The organism is Parafrankia sp. Ea1.12 (assembly GCF_900465275.1).
In the GTDB taxonomy this organism is placed as follows: domain Bacteria; phylum Actinomycetota; class Actinomycetes; order Frankiales; family Frankiaceae; genus Parafrankia; species Parafrankia soli.
On sequence record NZ_UBIZ01000431.1, the window covers coordinates 1 to 15,804 of the forward strand.

At 72.9% G+C, this 15,804-nt stretch carries 12 protein-coding genes and 1 pseudogene; 5 read left to right on the forward strand and 8 right to left on the reverse strand.

Annotated elements, in window-relative coordinates; translation table 11 throughout:
* The 8 genes and pseudogenes from FMEAI12_RS25245 to FMEAI12_RS25280 form a co-directional block, all read right to left on the reverse strand.
* A pseudogene (locus FMEAI12_RS25245) lies at positions 1–310 on the reverse strand (hypothetical protein); the annotation flags it as partial.
* Positions 307–678 carry a hypothetical protein gene (locus FMEAI12_RS25250; RefSeq protein ID WP_049795875.1) on the reverse strand — a complete coding sequence of 124 codons (372 nt, stop codon included), beginning with the start codon at positions 676–678 and terminating at the stop codon, positions 307–309. The pseudogene FMEAI12_RS25245 and the gene FMEAI12_RS25250, both read right to left, overlap by 4 nt.
* Positions 679–737: 59 nt before the next feature.
* Positions 738–1,331 (reverse strand): ATP/GTP-binding protein, encoded by a 594-nt coding sequence (locus FMEAI12_RS25255; protein ID WP_012157834.1) that lies wholly within the window; start codon positions 1,329–1,331, stop codon positions 738–740.
* Positions 1,312–1,704 carry a DUF742 domain-containing protein gene (locus tag FMEAI12_RS25260; protein WP_012157833.1) on the reverse strand — a complete coding sequence of 131 codons (393 nt, stop codon included), beginning with the start codon at positions 1,702–1,704 and terminating at the stop codon, positions 1,312–1,314. Before FMEAI12_RS25260 ends, FMEAI12_RS25255 begins: the two co-directional genes overlap by 20 nt.
* 34 nt (positions 1,705–1,738) lie before the next feature.
* Positions 1,739–2,149: a roadblock/LC7 domain-containing protein gene (locus FMEAI12_RS25265; protein WP_071065810.1), complete on the reverse strand. Its 411-nt coding sequence runs from the start codon at positions 2,147–2,149 to the stop codon at positions 1,739–1,741.
* Positions 2,150–2,152: 3 nt separating this feature from the next.
* On the reverse strand, positions 2,153–5,257 hold the full coding sequence (locus FMEAI12_RS25270) for a nitrate- and nitrite sensing domain-containing protein (RefSeq protein WP_112108098.1): 3,105 nt from the start codon (positions 5,255–5,257) through the stop codon (positions 2,153–2,155).
* A gap of 237 nt (positions 5,258–5,494) precedes the next feature.
* Positions 5,495–6,931, reverse strand: coding sequence for a LuxR family transcriptional regulator (locus tag FMEAI12_RS25275; protein ID WP_112108114.1), 1,437 nt, complete (start codon positions 6,929–6,931; stop codon positions 5,495–5,497).
* 614 nt (positions 6,932–7,545) lie between these two features.
* Positions 7,546–8,811: a sensor domain-containing protein gene (locus FMEAI12_RS25280; protein WP_112108099.1), complete on the reverse strand. Its 1,266-nt coding sequence runs from the start codon at positions 8,809–8,811 to the stop codon at positions 7,546–7,548.
* A gap of 1,193 nt (positions 8,812–10,004) precedes the next feature.
* Here FMEAI12_RS25280 and FMEAI12_RS25285 point away from each other — a divergent pair.
* The 5 genes from FMEAI12_RS25285 to FMEAI12_RS25305 all read left to right on the forward strand — a co-directional run bounded on the left by FMEAI12_RS25285 (position 10,005) and on the right by FMEAI12_RS25305 (position 15,696).
* Positions 10,005–10,283, forward strand: a complete 279-nt coding sequence (locus FMEAI12_RS25285) for a hypothetical protein (RefSeq protein ID WP_071065807.1) — start codon at positions 10,005–10,007, stop codon at positions 10,281–10,283.
* Positions 10,280–11,611, forward strand: a complete 1,332-nt coding sequence (locus FMEAI12_RS25290; protein WP_112108100.1) for a glycosyltransferase family 2 protein — start codon at positions 10,280–10,282, stop codon at positions 11,609–11,611. The genes FMEAI12_RS25285 and FMEAI12_RS25290 overlap by 4 nt, the downstream gene beginning before the upstream one ends.
* On the forward strand, positions 11,608–12,435 hold the full coding sequence (locus FMEAI12_RS25295; protein WP_112108101.1) for a family 16 glycoside hydrolase: 828 nt from the start codon (positions 11,608–11,610) through the stop codon (positions 12,433–12,435). The genes FMEAI12_RS25290 and FMEAI12_RS25295 overlap by 4 nt, the downstream gene beginning before the upstream one ends.
* A 121-nt stretch (positions 12,436–12,556) precedes the next feature.
* Positions 12,557–13,819, forward strand: a complete 1,263-nt coding sequence (gene wecB / locus FMEAI12_RS25300; protein WP_112108102.1) for a non-hydrolyzing UDP-N-acetylglucosamine 2-epimerase — start codon at positions 12,557–12,559, stop codon at positions 13,817–13,819.
* Positions 13,816–15,696, forward strand: coding sequence for a DUF2334 domain-containing protein (locus tag FMEAI12_RS25305; protein WP_235014474.1), 1,881 nt, complete (start codon positions 13,816–13,818; stop codon positions 15,694–15,696). The genes wecB and FMEAI12_RS25305 overlap by 4 nt, the downstream gene beginning before the upstream one ends.
* Positions 15,697–15,804 lie beyond the last annotated feature (108 nt).

A 15,804-nucleotide genomic window follows, 5' to 3' on the forward strand; every position in this document is an offset into this window, starting at 1 on the left:
CCCCAAAACCGCCAACGCCCCCAACGCCCCCAACGCCCGTGGCGCCGACGGTGGAGGTCGCCCGGTGCGCAAGGTTGATCGCGGCGATGACGGCACCCAACGGTGAGCGCTCGAATCCCGCGACGACGTGCTCGCCCAGCACCCGCGGACCGGCGGAACGGCTGCACGGTAGCCGTGCGCCGTCCGCGTGGTCATAGAAGAAGACGTCGGCCATGGTGACGGCCCGATATCTCGTCCAGGTGCGGAGCAACAGGTAGGTGGACACCCCGAAGACGACCGCGGCCTCGGTCGTCAGCAGGAGGAGGGTCATACGATTCCCCCAGGCGCGATCTCCCGGCAGCCGGCGGGTGGTGGCAGGTCGGCCGGTGGCAGATCGGCGAGCTCGGGATGCCGGTCCGAGCCGGCGGCCATCCGGGCCGCGGCGAGCAGAGCCCGGGCGACCTGCGCCCATTCGCTGCTGTCACCGCCGACGGCGCCCCGGATCGTCTCCAGGCTGTGCAGTTCGTGGGAGAGCCCGCCGGCCACGTAGGCCGGCATCCGCACCATGACTGCGGGGCGCTGGCTGTTCGGCGGATCCTCCACCTCGATGGGATGCTCCCAGTCGACATAGATCTCCATTTCGACGCCGGGTACCCGGCTTTTACGCGGACGCGGCGCGTCGAGGTCATGGCTGGGCATGTCCACCTCCTGGCGTCCCCCCGGCTGGTCAATCCGCTTTCCTGGTCGGGCCGGGCCCGTCATGGCTCGTCCGGCAGGTCGCCGGAGAGAGCCAGTTCCAGTGCGTGGCGCACGAGATGGACCAGGGTCGTCTGCGCGCTGTCCGGGCGCCGGGCGTCGCAGTACATCAGCGGCCGGTGCGGCGCCAGGTCCGCCGCGTTGCGGACCATGGGCAGCGGGTACTCGTAGGTGTTCGCGTCGAACCGGTTGACGGCCACCAGGAACGGGACCCGGCGGTTCTCGAAGAAGTCGATGGCGGGAAAGGAGTCTGCCATCCGCCGGGTGTCGACGAGAACGACCGCGCCGATCGCGCCGCGGACGAGCTCGTCCCACATGAACCAGAAGCGGTCCTGGCCGGGCGTGCCGAACAGGTAAAGGATGATGTTGTTGCTGAGCGTGAGACGGCCGAAGTCCATGGCGACCGTGGTGGTCGTCTTGCCGTGCACGGCGCTGGTGTCGTCGACGCCGAGGCTGGCGCTGGTCAGCGCCGCCTCGGTGGTGAGCGGCTCGATCTCGCTCACCGACCCCACGAACGTCGTTTTTCCTACTCCGAACCCACCGGCGACGAGAACCTTGACCGCGGTGGGCGCCCGCTTAGAGACGGGTGAGACCATGCAGAACCCTCCGTAGGAGTTCCGGACTGGGCCGATCTGGATTTTCGGGGCGGTGGACGGAGACCATTCCGTCGCGCGCCATGTCGTCGATGAGGACCCGAACCACCATCAGTGGCAGCTTGAGCCTGGCGGAGATCTCGGCGATCGAGTGGATTCGCATGCACAGGATCGCGATGTCGTGTTCCTCGGGGGCGAGCCGGCCGCGCCGCCGGATCGCCGCCATTCCCGAATCGGTCGTCGCGACCAGCGCGACGAGCTCCAGCGGGACGGCGGGCGCGGTGCGCCCCCTGGTCACCGCGTAGGGACGGACCAGCGGCTCGGACTCATCCCAGCTATCGCCCAGTCCTGTTGACCCGGACCAGTCGCCAGCCACCCTGTTCCACCTCCCTGCGTGACGCGGTGCGAGTTCAGGACGGAAGGGCAGCCCGCATCTGGTTGCGCAGCTCGGGGGTCAGGAACCTGCCGGCCCGGCTGACGAGATGGGCCATCTCGTAGGCGATCTGGCCGACGTCGGCGTCGGCCCTGCTGGAGACCGCCAGGCAGGCGCTGTGGCCCACGGCGGTGATGAACAGGTAGCCGTTCTCCATGTCGACCATGGTCTTGTTGACCTGGCCCCAGCCGTGCTGCCGCGCCGCGCCGCGGGCCAGCGCGTCGAATCCGGAGGCGACCGCCGCGAGCTGGTCGGCCGCGGCCCGGTCGATGCCGGTGGAGGTGGCCAGCAGCAGGCCGTCGGAGGACAGGACGACCGCGCAGAGGATGTCGGGGACCGTCTCGCGAAGTCGGTCGAGCAGAAAGGACAGGTCAGGCTGTCGGGGCATGGCTCATCTCCCGTCGAGGTCGTCGGCGTCGCGCATGCCGCGGTCGAAAGCGGTGGTGAAACGCTGGGCGAGCGCGCGGGCGGCTTCGGGGTCGGGCGCGCTGGCGGCCTTCTGCGGCAGCCGCTCGCCGGCGGGGTCGTCGCGCAGGCTCTTGGCGAGGTGCGCGCCGCGCTGCCGGCGCGGCAGGTCCTCGAGCCGCGGGTGTCCGCCGGGGCCGGGCGGGCCGGCCAGCGCCTCGGCGCCGTCGTGGCCGCGCAGCGGGCCGAACAGCGGGTCGAACAGTCCGCCGTCCGCCAGGTCCGCGGCGCTGTGTGCGGCCATCCCGCCGGGACGTCCCTCGGGCCGGCGGCGCGGCGCGGCGTCGAGACCACCGTCGACGAAACCACGTCCGAGACCACCGTCGAGCCCGTCGTCGAGGCCGCCATCGAAGCCCCTGTCGAGGCGCAGGCCGCGTGGGTCCTCGAGCTGCCGGTCGGCCAGGTCGCCGCCGTGGCCGCCGGCCGCGCGGGCGTCGCCGTACCGGCCGGCGCGGGAGTCCGGCCCGTAACCGGTGGCCCGGGGATCGTCGCCGTACCGGCCGGCGCCGGTGTCGCTGCCGGGACCTCCGGTGCGGGGATCGTCCTGATAACCGCTGCCGCCGGGGTCGCCGCGGTAGCCATTGTCGCGGGCGTCACCGCCGTAGCCGGCCTGGCGCGCCTCGGCACCGTAGCCACCGTCGCGGCCATCGTGCGGGTCACGGGGGTCACGGGGGTCACTGCCGTAGGCGGCCGCGCGCGGGTCCTCCCCATAGCCCGCCGGGCGAGGGTCCTCCCCGTAACCCACCGCACGCGGGTCCTCCCCATAGCCTGCCGCGCGAGGGTCCTCCCCATAGCCGGCACCGCGGGGGTCGCCGTGCTGGCCACCGAACCTGTCGTCGCTACCACCGGAACGAGCCTCGCCAGGACGAACCTCTCCGGGACGGGCGTCGCCGCCACCGGGGCGGACGTCGTCGGCGGCCTCGGGCCGCAGGCGGGCGGACGCCCGGTGCGGAACCGCCGCGACCGCTCCGGCCAGCGCGAGCTCCTCGGCGGGGGTGGGCCCGGCCCGACGTCCACCGCGATCGCCCGGCGCGCCGGGACCAGTTCCGCTGCCGCCGCCGGCACCTCCGCCGTACACGGAGCCGCCCGCCGCGAGCGCCGCCGGCTGCCGGCCGCCGTTCGACCCGGCGGCCGGCAGCGATGCGGCCTGATGCGGGATCTCGGTGTGGATGAGCCCGGCCGGGATGATCGTGACGACGTGGACGCCCCCGTACACGCTGGGCTTGAACCGCACGGCGATCCTGTGCCGGGCGGCCAGCCGGGCGACGACGAACAGGCCGATCTGGCTGCCCTGCGTCGAGGCCTCGAACGGCGGCGGGTTGGCCATCCGGTGGTTGGTCGAGGCGTAGGAGGCCGGGTCGAGGCCGACGCCGCGGTCCTCGATCTCCACCGTCCAGCCCTGGCCGACGCGGCTGGCCTGCACGGTCACCGGGGTGTCGGGTGGGGAGAAGGCGGTGGCGTTCTCGATGAGCTCGGCGAGCATGTGGGTCAGGTCGCCGACGGCCGAGCCGACGATCTCGACGTCCGACGTCGGCAGGTGCACGTGTACCCGGGTGTAGTCCTCGACCTCGCTGGCCGCCGCGCGCAGCACCTGGACCAGGCGCACCGGCCCGCGGAAGGTGCGTCCCGGCTGGCCGCCGGCGAGGACGATCAGGCTCTCCGCCAGCCGCCGCATGCGGGTGGCCTGGTGGTCGACGCCGAACAGGCGGGTGAGGATCTCGCCGTCCTGCTGGTCGCGCTCGAGCTCGTCGATCAGCCGGAGCTGGCGCTGGATCAACCCCTGGGTGCGTCGGGCGAGCGTCTGCAGGATGGCGCCGACACTGCGGCTCTCCGCCACCTCGTAGGCCGCCGACACCGCGGACGAGTAGGTCACGTTGAAGGCACGGGCGACGTCGCCGATCTCGTCGCCGGCCGCGGTGGCGAAGGCCGGCGGCTCGGCGGCCGGGTCGATGGGATGTCCCTGCCTCAGCTTCGAGGTGACCGCGGGCAGCCGCCGCTGGGCCACCTCGAGCGCGCCGGACCGCAGCGCGCGCAGCGCGCCGACCAGCCTGGTCGCGACGCCGACGGACACCGCGATCGACAGGGCGACCACGCCGGCGGCGAGCAGACCGGAGAGCAGGGCGCTGCGCAGCGCGGCGTCGGCGAGCGAGGCGCTGCGGTGCTCCAGGTCGTCGACGACCTGCCGCTGCACCTTGCGGAGCTGCTCGCTCTTCGCGCCGCTCGCCGTCGCCCACGCGGTGAAGTCGATCCGCTCGCCGCGCAGCACCCGGTCGCGCAGGTCGGTGACGGGGTTCAGCGTCGGGCCGACGACGGAGTCGTACAGGGCGAGCTGCTCGGGGGTGGCGGACGACCGGAACTGGGTCATCCACGCCGCCTCGGCGCCGATCGCCGACTGGACCCGGGTGGCGCTGTCGGGCACCGCGCCGCCGAGCACGGCCGCCGCCGAGACGTACCCGTACTGCTGGCTGATCGCCTCGCTGGCCCGGGAGACCGCGGACAGTGCGGTGGCCCCGCGCACGACCTCGGTGTCCTCGCTGCCGATGCCGACCATGGCGGCGCCGACGTCCAGCCAGGAGGAGATCATCTGGTTGAAGGTGACGGTTCCCGGGCCGGGCTGGAGGGTCTGCGCGTCGACGCCGGCGCGCACCGTGGCGAGCCCGGCCATCTGGTTCCGCGCGGCGCCGACCGCGTCCCGGACCTGGTTGCGCGGGCCCGCCGGCAGTTCGTCGGCCGTCTCGGTGACGGTTGCGAGGGCCTCGTCGACCGGGCTGCGCGCGCTCGTCGAGCGGGCGGCGAACTCCCGTTCCCGGTAGCCGGAGCCGACCAGGCTGGAGACGGCGTACCGCTCGGCCTGCAGGGCGTAGACAAGATCGTTGACGTGGATGAGGAACCGGGCGGCGGTCCTGGTCTGGTCGCTCGCGCGCTGGGCCGCGAGCTGGCCGGTCACGACCCAGCTACCGAAGCCGACCAGGGCCAGCAGTGGCAGGAGCAGGACCAGAGTGATCTTGTACCGGATGGGCCAGTTCCGCACTCCGCCACCTCTCGTCGGGGACGCGGGGGTCCTCGAGACATCCAGTCGGCCGACGGGACCGGGGGGCGGCAGGAGGGGAGTAACCGCGCCCGGCTGCGGACGCACTGGGTGGCATGGCGACCTCGCCCCGGCGCCAACAGCCACCGAGAACGACGCTGAGCAGCTGTTCCGATCCCGTCGGCAATCAGGACGCTAACCGTGAGAGGTGCTCTACCGGAAGAGTAATCATGTGACGCTTTAGGGACGTCGTGTCCTGTTCATGCCATTACCGCGCCCGCCGGACGCCCGATCGCCCGTCCGGTCGCCCGCGCGGTCGCCTCGACGGGCACCGGCGGCACCCGTCTGGCCAAGTCGTGCCACCGGACGGGCCGCGCCCGGCCCCGAGGAGGCGGCCGCGGGCACCGACGAGGAGGATCCGGCCGCCTGCGCGGGCGCCGACGCCGCCGATGCGGACGCGGTCGCCGCGGCGGGGTCCGACTCGGGCGACGCCGGAGCGGGAACCGCTGGCAGGGCAGCCGCGCGGCCGCCCCGGCCGGCCGCGAGCGCCCCGCCGCGGACACCACCGAGAACCCCGCCGAGGGCGCCGTCGAGGCCGCCGTCGAGGCCGCCGTCGAGCGCAGCGTCGAGGCCGCCGTCGAGGCCGCCGTCCGGTCCGCCGTCCCAGCGGCCGGCGCCGGCGCCCCGGGGCAGGTATCCGGCGCGCGCGGCGGCGGCACCGAGTTGGAACCGGGTCAGCACGCCGAAGCGTTGGCACATCTCCGCCACGTCCCGTTTCACCGTCCGGTCGGAGACACCGAGCTCCCGGGCCGCACGGCTGTCGTCGAGCCCGCTGTCGAGCAGCTGGAGCAGGGCGCGCTGGCGGCGCACCGTCGCGGGCTCGTCGAGCTCGACCTCACCCGACCCGCGCCGCGCCGCCGCGTACTGGGTGCGGGTCACCATGTCCGCGATCGCCCGGACCAGAGTCGGGGCGACGACCGCGAACGCGCCGTCGTCGAGGTCGTCGTCACGCACCGGCACGAGCGCGGCGGAGCCGTCCCAGACGATCGCCCGCATCGGCAGTGCCGGCAGCACGTGGATCTGCCCGATCGGCGGCAGCCGCCGCCCCTGGTGCCGCCGGCGCGCCGCCGCGACCGCGCCCGCCGTCCACACGCTGACGACTCGCACGCCCCGGCTGGCGGCCGGTACCAGCAGGTCGGGGACGTCCCCACCGAGGCCGGGCGGCGGCGGCCCGGTCAGCAGGAACCGGACGGACTGGGTCGATCTGCGGGTCAGCTCCGCCATCCGGGGGAAGATCTCGTCGCGGGCGAGAAGCTGCACGCCCGCGTTGGTCCCCGCCCGGCGGCGGCCGGCGACGTAGTCGCCGAACAGGCCCGACCGGTAGAGCTGCGCCCGTTCGTCGGCCATCCGCGCCCGCTCGGCGACCAGCGCCGCCTCGCGCATGGCGTGGCGTGCCTGCAGGACGCGCACCGGGTCCTGCGGCTCCCACTGGTGGCCGACCCGGCGAACGAGACCCGCCTCCACCAGCCGGTCCATCTCGGCCTGGACAATGGGCTCGGGGCGGCGCAGCCACTCCGCGAGCAGGTCAACCCCGCAGTAGGGGTGGCGGGCCACCGTCCGCCACACCTCGTCGGAGAATTCGTCCAGACCCTCGAATCCGAGTTCGGACAGACGCACGCCCACCCCTCCCCGCGCAGCCGCCAGCCACAAGCGACGAACATTCCAGATACGTCCCGGAAACACTTCGCTGGATTCACGGGAAATCGCGGTGCGGGGCAGACCGAGAACCGCGCTGACGCGCCGATTACATCTGGTTACGGCAAGCTATACCACTTTGGGTGACTCTTCAACGGCTTTGCGCGAATTGCGGCAGGATCGACCGCGACACAACAACAGATACACAAAGATGATCGATTGTTTGACCTGTCATGTTCCTGCATGGTGCGCACGGACGATGAACCTGACCCCATCCGTAACATAGCGATAATTAAACCTATACACACCAACAGAAGCCCACCTGCGCTCCGGGCCGAGAGCGGCCGTCGTCGGCGCCTGGACCCGGCCCGTCCCACGCCACGGGCCCGGGGCGCACCGCTGAGGGCCGCCGCCAGGCGACCCGCTCCGGCCCCCGTCCACGCACAAAACCGTTACCCGCCCGTTACCCGGCCGGACGGCCCGCGATCGGCCGGGAATCGACGGCGCGGGCTGGCAGACGCCCATTCCACGCGTCCGCCCGGGGACGCCGGAGGCTGATTTGAAGATGACGTCGATGATGACTGTCGCCGGAATGATCAGTCCGACTGTGTCTGTTCCCTGTCCCGCCACGGCACCTTCGCGATGACGTAGGTCGGCCCGCCGGGTGGGCTGTCCACGATCAACGTGCCGTCGATGGCGTCCAGCCGCTCGGTGAGGCCCGCCAGGCCGCTGCCCCGGCCGAGGCTCGCGCCCCCGCGGCCGTCGTCGGTTATCCGCAGCAGCAGGTTGTCACCGACCCGGCGCAGGTCGACCAGCGCGTCCGACGCCTGGCTGTGCTTGCTGATGTTGGTGAGCAGCTCGGCGGCGGTGAAGTAGACGATGCCCTCGATCGCCGGCGCCGGCCGCTCGTCCAGCTCGACCGTCACCCGGACGGGAACCGTGCAGCGCATCCCCAGCGACGGGATCGCGCCCGGCAGGCCCCGGTCGGTGAGGATCGCGGGATGGATGCCGCGGGCCAGGTCGCGCAGCTCCCGCAGCGCCAGCTTGACCTCGCCGTGCGCCTCCTCGACCATCTTCGCCGCGGTGTCCGGGTCGTCGGCGAGCTTCTCCCGCGCCAGGCCCAGCCCCATCGCGAGCGCGACCAGCCGCGCCTGCGCGCCGTCATGCAGATCCCGCTCGATGCGCCGCAGGTCGGCCGCGGCCGTGTCGACGACGACGCCGCGGTCGGCCTCCAGCTCCCTGATCCGCCGCTCCATCCGGTCGGACGGCGAGAGCAGCGCCGAGATCATCGCCCGGTCGACGGCTGCCAGTGCCCGGGCCACGACCGGCAGCACCGGCCAGCCGACGAGCAGCAGCACCAGCGTCACGGTGAAGGTGACGATCACCCATGGAAGCCGGATCACGAAGTACAGGGCGTGCCGCCAGCCGACCGGGTCCGCCACCGCGGCCCACAGTCGGCCGAAGGCACCCGTGGACGCCGACCGCGGCCGCGACGCCGTCGGAATGTGCAGGCCGAGGATGGCCCGGGCCCGGGCCCGTTCGACGGTGCCGAGCGCCCGGGTCACCACCAGGCCGATGGTCAGCAGCGGCAGGCCGACGACCGTGACCGCCATCCCCACGCCGACCGAGAACCAGACGACCACGAAGACGAACCCGACGAGGCCCGTCGGCAGGTTCAGCAACAGGAAGAGGACCCGCCGCCAGGTCCGGTTGTCGAGGGCGAAGACCTGCTCGGGCCTGGCGTCCACCCCGGCGCCGGGCTGATCGGGAACGGGCTGGTCGGGAACGGGTTCTTTCCCGGCCGGCGGGGCCACGGGCTGCTCGGTCCGTTGGTCCGGGGTCGCGTCGACGGGGCCGGCCACTGCTGGGGCTCCTCCCGGGTGTGCGGCGGCTGCACGGGGCAGGCTCAACTCTCGCGCCACTCCGTCTGGACGACACAGCCTGGACGACGCACAAGGACACCGTACTCGTTCAACAGGACAAACAATAGCGAGGGTTTCTATCCGCTTTACGGCAGCACCGAACGAGACCACATCGTGTGACGCGGGGGCCGGCGCAAGAAAATTCCTCAACCCCCCGCCGCCACAGTCGCACGGCGTGTAAGAATAAGCGCCGAACAGGAAAGTAACGGGGCGCCCTCCCGCCCTGGTCCACTGAGGATTCAGCGAGATCGCAGCCGTCGCGTCTCGGCGGCCTGGCGGTTCCGGGAGGCATGGCTCCATGGGGGGAAATGATTTGGATCAGCAGAAACCCACGGGCGGCGATGTGTCGTGACGGTATCGCTCCGGCCCCGCCCACGGCCCACATCGGGCATACATCCGAGCTGCTCAGACAGCTTGCGGGGTGTCCCCTGGCCCAGCGCCGAGCGCGCTGCCGGGCCACAGTGAACCACTGCCACGCCGGCACATCCTGAGTCGCCGTACCGGGCGTTGTCCACTTTCGAAACGACCGCCGGCCGACCCGTCGATAGTTTTCTCCGGCCAGCGCTAAACCGCGCGAACCTGATTCCTCCAATCCGTTCCGGGGAATCAGTTGGACACCGCACCGGAATAGTTCCGTCGACATTTCTTGCGGCGCCGGCCGAATACACCGTCCAACGACCCGTGAGGGTGGCTGGCACCTGGGCGGCCGGCTGGTTGGCCGGGTCGTGATGCCTCGGCTGGATCCGTCCAATGGTCTCATCCGGGCCGGAGCGATCGGCTGACCCGGGTTCCGGGCTGACCCACCGACCGGCGCGCCACAGCGATCTCCCGCTGGAGCGCGGTGGCGGGGCTGGTCACGCCCGGTGCTCGTCATGCCCGGTGCTCGTCCTGCCCGTCGCGCCCTGAGCTGGGCACATCCCGGGTCAAGGAACACCTGGGTTCGGCGCGTCCCGAGTTCGACGTGCCTGGGCTCGGCCCGCCCCCGGGCCTGGTCCCGGGCGTGATCGCGCCGAGACGGCTGGCGTCCGGACAGGGCGCAGGAGAACCGGCCGCCGGTCGTCGACCGGCCGCCACCTCCCGTGCGGCGACGGCCGTCCCGCCGCCGCACGGACCCCATCTCGCACGGAGGAACCATGCACGTCCCCCTGACGTCCGGCGCGGCGCTCACCCGCGCGGGGCTCCCGCCCGCCCACCAGGCTCCCGGCGGGGCGGGCGGCGCGGCCCCGGTCGCCCGCGACGCCTCCCCGGACCACGCGACCGTGCTGCTCGATCTGCTCTCGGATCTGCTGACCAACCTCGTGGGCCTCGCCTTCGTGCTGTACATGACGGTCGGCCTGCTCGGGGTCCTGCTGGCACTGGCGCTGCGGGCCCGGCGCGGCGCGTCCCGGCCTGGTCCCGGAGCGGCGACGTGAACCTGCTCGACACCGACGGCCGCGACGCGCGCCTGCTCGCCGCAACCATGATCACCTTCGGGATGGTCTACCTGTTCGCGATGCTGGTGCTCTCCCGTGTCCACCGGCCCCGGACGGGCACGCCCCCCGACGGCATCTTCTTCGTCTTCGTGATGCCCTGCCTCAACGAGGAGGCGGTCATCGAGGCGAGCCTGCGCCGGCTCCTGCTCTCCCCCGCCACGAACCGCCGGGCCCTCGTCGTCGACGACGGCTCGGACGACCGGACCTCGCTGATCGTCCGCGGGGTGGCCGACGACCGGGTGTGGCTGCTGCGCCGCGAGCCACCGGACGCCCGACGGGGCAAGGGTGCCGCGCTGAACGCCGCCGTGGCCCATCTGGCGACCCGCCCGGAGATCGCCGCCTGCGACCCCGACGACGTGATCATCGCCGTGGTCGACGCGGACGGCCGTCTCGACCCGCACTCGGTGGAGGCGGTCGCCCCCTACTTCGCCGATCCCCGCACCGCCGGCGTGCAGACGGGCGTGCGCATCAACAACCGGCACACCAGCCTGCTCGCCCGGCTCCAGGACATGGAGTTCGTGATCTACACCGATGTCTTCCAACGCGGACGCGGCCAACTGGACAATGTCGGCCTCGGTGGCAACGGCCAGTTCGTCCGGCTCTCGGCGCTGCGGTCCCTCGGCGGCGACCCGTGGTCGCACAGCCTGACCGAGGATCTCGATCTCGGTGTCCGGCTGCTGCTGACGGGCTGGCGCAACCAGTTCTGCCCGCAGGCGGACGTCCACCAGCAGGGGGTCGTCCGGCTGGGACGGCTGCTGCGGCAGCGGTCGCGCTGGTTCCAGGGCCACCTGCAGTCGTGGGCGCTGATGCCCCGCGTGCTGCGGCAGGCGCGGGCCCGGGCGCTGCCCGACATGCTGTTTCACCTCTCCAGCCCGCTGCTGATCCTCCTCGCGTCGCTGCTGACGGCCGCCTTCGTGCTCAGCACGGTGGGCGTGCTGACGAGCTGGCTCGCCGGCGGGCCGGCGCCGGACCCGCGCTACTTCCTCGGCGCCTACCTGATGGCGGCGGGACCGGCGCTGGTCTGCGCGCTGATCTACCGGTCACGCGAGCCGCTTGTTGGCTTCGGCGTGGTCCGCCTAGCCGGCTATGCACACCTCTACATGCTGTACGCGCTGGTGTGGTTCGTCGCCGGCTGGTGGGCGATGGGACGGGTGGTCAGCGGCCGGACGAGCTGGCACAAGACCGCCCGAACCCCGGAGAGCGCGCCACCCACGCCCCTCCAGCCGGTGTCCGCCGCTCCCGCCGCTCCCGAGGGACCGGACCGGTGAGCGCCAACCACGACCACACCGACCTCCACCACAGCCGCCACCTCGGCCAGGAGCGTGGCCGGCCCGGCGCCGGCCCGCCAGCCAGGTCCGCCGTCGGCTCGCCGCGCCCGCCGCGTCGGCGGGTCCGCCGCCGGTATCGGCTCGTCGTCCTCGCGCTGGTCAGCGCGGGCGGGATGGCCGCCCTCGCCGGGCTGTGGGCGGTCATCTCGCTCAGCACCGAGGACGGGCCGACCCGCTGGCGGGACGGGACCAGGCACGGCCCGTGGCTGGCGGTCTTCGACGGCTACGGCCGCACCACCGGGCAGCTCGAGGCCGGCGGCCTGGTGATCACACTCGCCCCCCGGACCGCCGACGCACCGGAGCGCACCCACGCCGGCCTGGTGGTCAGCTCGGAGCACTACGGCGACGTGCGGTTCACCACGCAGGTGCGCACCGTCCGCCAGCTGCGCCACGGCACCCCGGCCCCGTGGGAGGTCGGCTGGGTGCTCTGGAACTACACCGACCCGGCGCACTTCTACGCCTTCGCGCTGAAGCCCAACGGCTGGGAGCTCAGCAAGCAGGACCCCGCCTACCCCGGCGGCCAGCGGTTCCTGGCCAGCGGGCCGGCGCCGCGGGCCCGCCTCGGCAGCTGGCACACGGTGGAGGTGATCCACGACCGGGACTCGATGGCGGTGTCCGTGGACGGCGTCCCCACGGTGCGGATGCAGGACACCGAGCGCCCCTACGTCTCCGGTGCCGTCGGCCTGTACTGCGAGGACTCCGTCGTGGAGTTCCGCGGGTCCGGCGCCCGCCACCTGCGCCCGACCGACCAGCCGCCGTTCTGACCGGCCGCCGTTCCGGCTGGCGCCGACCGGCCGCCGTTCGGAGCGGCGGCCCCCGAGCACCCGCCTCTCGGCGCGGTGGAGTTCAGCCGTTCACAAACGATCAAGAATGGGAGGATTCGACATGACCGACAGCTCTGACGGTCGCACGGTGCTGCTCGTGTACGGCACCAGACCCGAGGCGATCAAGATGGCTCCGGTGGTCCATGAACTTGGACGGACCGGCCCGCTGCGGCCGGTCGTGGCCGTCACCGGCCAGCACCGGTCCATGCTCGACCAGGTCAACGACCTCTTCGGCATAGTTCCCGACTACGACCTCGGGATCCTCCGGGACCGGCAGTCGCTGGCCGGGGTGACCACCCGCTCGCTCGGCGGCCTGGAGTCGGTGATGGCCGAGGTGCGCCCGGACGTCGTGGTCGTCCAGGGCGACACGACGACGGCGTTCACCGGTGCCCTCGCCGCGTTCTACCAGGGCCTGCCCGTCGTCCACATGGAAGCCGGGCTGCGCACCGAGGACCCGGCCTCGCCGTTCCCGGAGGAGATCAACCGCCGGCTCACCTCGCAGCTCGCCGACCTGCACCTAACGCCCACGCCGTCGGCCCGGGCGAACCTGCTGGCGGAGGGTATCCGGCCGGAGTCCGTGCTGGTCACCGGCAACACCGTCATCGACGCGCTGCTGCACGTCACGGCGGCACCGCCCCCGCCGGACCGGCTGCTCGCCGAGGTCCGCCAGCGCTCGGGCGACGGCCGGCGGCAGGTGCTGCTCGTCACCGCGCACCGGCGCGAGTCGTGGGGGGAGCCGCTCGCGCGGGTCGGCGCGGCGCTCGCCCGGCTGGCCGAGCAGCGGCCCGAGCTGCTGATCGTGCTGCCCGTGCACCGCAACCCGGTGGTGCGGGAGACGGTCCTGCCGCCGGTGGAGGGGTTCCCCAACATCCTCGTCGCCGATCCCGTCGACTACGCCACCTTCGCGCACCTGATGAAGGCTGCGACGGTCGTCCTGACGGACAGTGGCGGTATCCAGGAGGAGGCGCCCAGCCTGGGCAAGCCGGTTCTGGTGCTGCGGGACAACACCGAGCGGCCCGAGGGGGTGCAGGCCGGCACCGCCTGCCTGGTCGGCACCGAGTCGAACCGGATCGTCGCGGCCGTCGACCGGCTCCTCGACGATCCCGTCGCCTACGCGGCGATGGCGGAGGCGATCAACCCCTACGGCGACGGGCAGGCGGCGCGCCGCACCGTCGCCGCGATCGCGCACCGCTTCAGTGACGCGCCCGCCCCGGACTCCTTCGTCCCGCGCCCGCGCACGATCACCATTCCCGTCCAGCCGGCCGCCCCGGGGCAGGAGCTGACCGGCTCCGCCGCCGGCCGACGAGAGGAGTCCGGAACATGACCCCGCCGCTCAGGTGGCTCCCGCGCCGGCGCACGAGCCGTCCCGACGGCACCGGCCGGGGTGTCCGCCGGGGCATCAGACGCGGTGGCCGCGCGGCGACGACCGCCGGGCTGCTCGCGGTCGTGCTCGGTGCCGGCGCCGGTGCCGGTGCCGCGGCACCCGTGGCCGCGGCACCGGACGCGCCCAAACACCCGCCGCGGCACGCCCGCGCGGCCACCCCGCAGGTGCTGCCCGCCGAGGGGCGCTTCGCCTCACCGCCGGCTCCACCGGCTCCACCGGCGCCGCCGCGCACCCCGCCGCCGCGGCGGGCCGCGCGGCCCGTCCCGGGCACGAACCAGCGCCCGCCCGCGGCACCGGACGGTGCCACCGGGCCCGGGGCCGCGCCGGCGCCGTCCGGCCAGGCGACCGGGACGGGCACCCTGATCCTGTACGACACCACCGGCGCGTGGGGGTGGCTGGGCGAGCAGTACGCCATGCAGGCGGCCAACCTGGCCTCCCGGTTCGGCACCTGGCAGGCCCGTCCGGTCAGCTCGTACACCGCGGGCCAGATGTCCGCGTACGCCGCGGTGGTGTACGTCGGGTCGACCTACGACGAGCAGGTCCCGACGGCGTTCCTCACCGACGTGCTGGCGGGCAGCCGGCCCGTGGTGTGGATGTACAACAACATCTGGCAGCTCACGTCGCAGGCGCCGACCTTCCCGACGACGTACGGGTGGAACTGGTCCGGCTTCGACACGTCGGCGATCGGGACCGTCAGCTACAAAGGGACCGACCTGACCCGGTACGCGGCGAACGCCGCCGGGATCATGAACTACGCCTCCGTGGACACCACCAGGGCCACGGTGCTCGCCGAGGCGGTGCGCGGTGACGGCACCCGCTTCCCCTGGGCGCTGCGGTCCGGGAACCTGACCTACATCGGCGAGATCCCGTTCGCCTACGCCGACATGACCGACCGCTACCTCGCGGTGGCCGACATGCTCTTCGACGTCCTCGCGCCGCAGACCGCCGCCCGGCACCGCGGGCTCGTCCGCGTCGAAGACGTCGGGCCGGACGCCGACCCCGCGGAGCTGCACGCGATCGCCGACTACCTGTCCTCCGCGCAGGTACCGTTCTCGGTCGCCGTCTACCCGCGGTATGTGGACGCGAACGGCACGTACAACAACGGCGTACCGCAGGACTACACCCTCGCGTCCAGACCGGCGGTGGTCAGCGCGCTGAAGTACATGACCCAGCGCGGCGGCACACTGATCATGCACGGCTGGACACACCAGTTCTCGAACGTCGCCAACCCGTACTCGGGCGCGAGCGCGGACGACTTCGAGTTCTTCCGGGCGCATGTCGACGCCCAGGACTACGTGGTCTACGACGGACCCGTGCCCGGCGACAGCCAGACGTGGGCGACCGACCGGATGAACGGCTCGGCCGCCGCGTTCACCGCCGCCGGGCTGCCGGTGCCGACGACCTTCGAGTTCCCGCACTACGCCGCGTCCGCCCCCGACTACGCCGCGGCCCGGGCGGAGTTCCCGCGCCGCTACGACCGCGGGCTCTACTTCCGCAACCAGCTCGCCGGCGGCGCGGTGGACCACACGAAGTACGGCGGCCAGTTCTTCCCGTACCCGGTGACGGACGTCCACGGGTCCTTCGTCATTCCGGAGAACATCGGGAACATCGAGCCCGAGCCGTTCAACAACCACCCGGCGCGGCTGCCCGCGGAGCTGATCGACGCGGCCCGGCGCAATCTGGTCGTCCGGGACGGTTTCGCCAGCATGTTCTACCATCCGTATCTGGGCGTTGACTACCTGCGCCAGACCGTGGAGGGCGTGCGCGCCCTCGGATACACCTTCGTCGCGGCCGGCTCCGTCGTCGCGGGCGGGTAGATCTGACGGGCGCGGGAGCCCAGGTGGACTCCCGCGCCCGTCTCTTTCACGGATCTGTTTCCGGCTTTCCCCGGACCCGCGTTTTCGCCCTGTGGTGCGCCTGTTCCC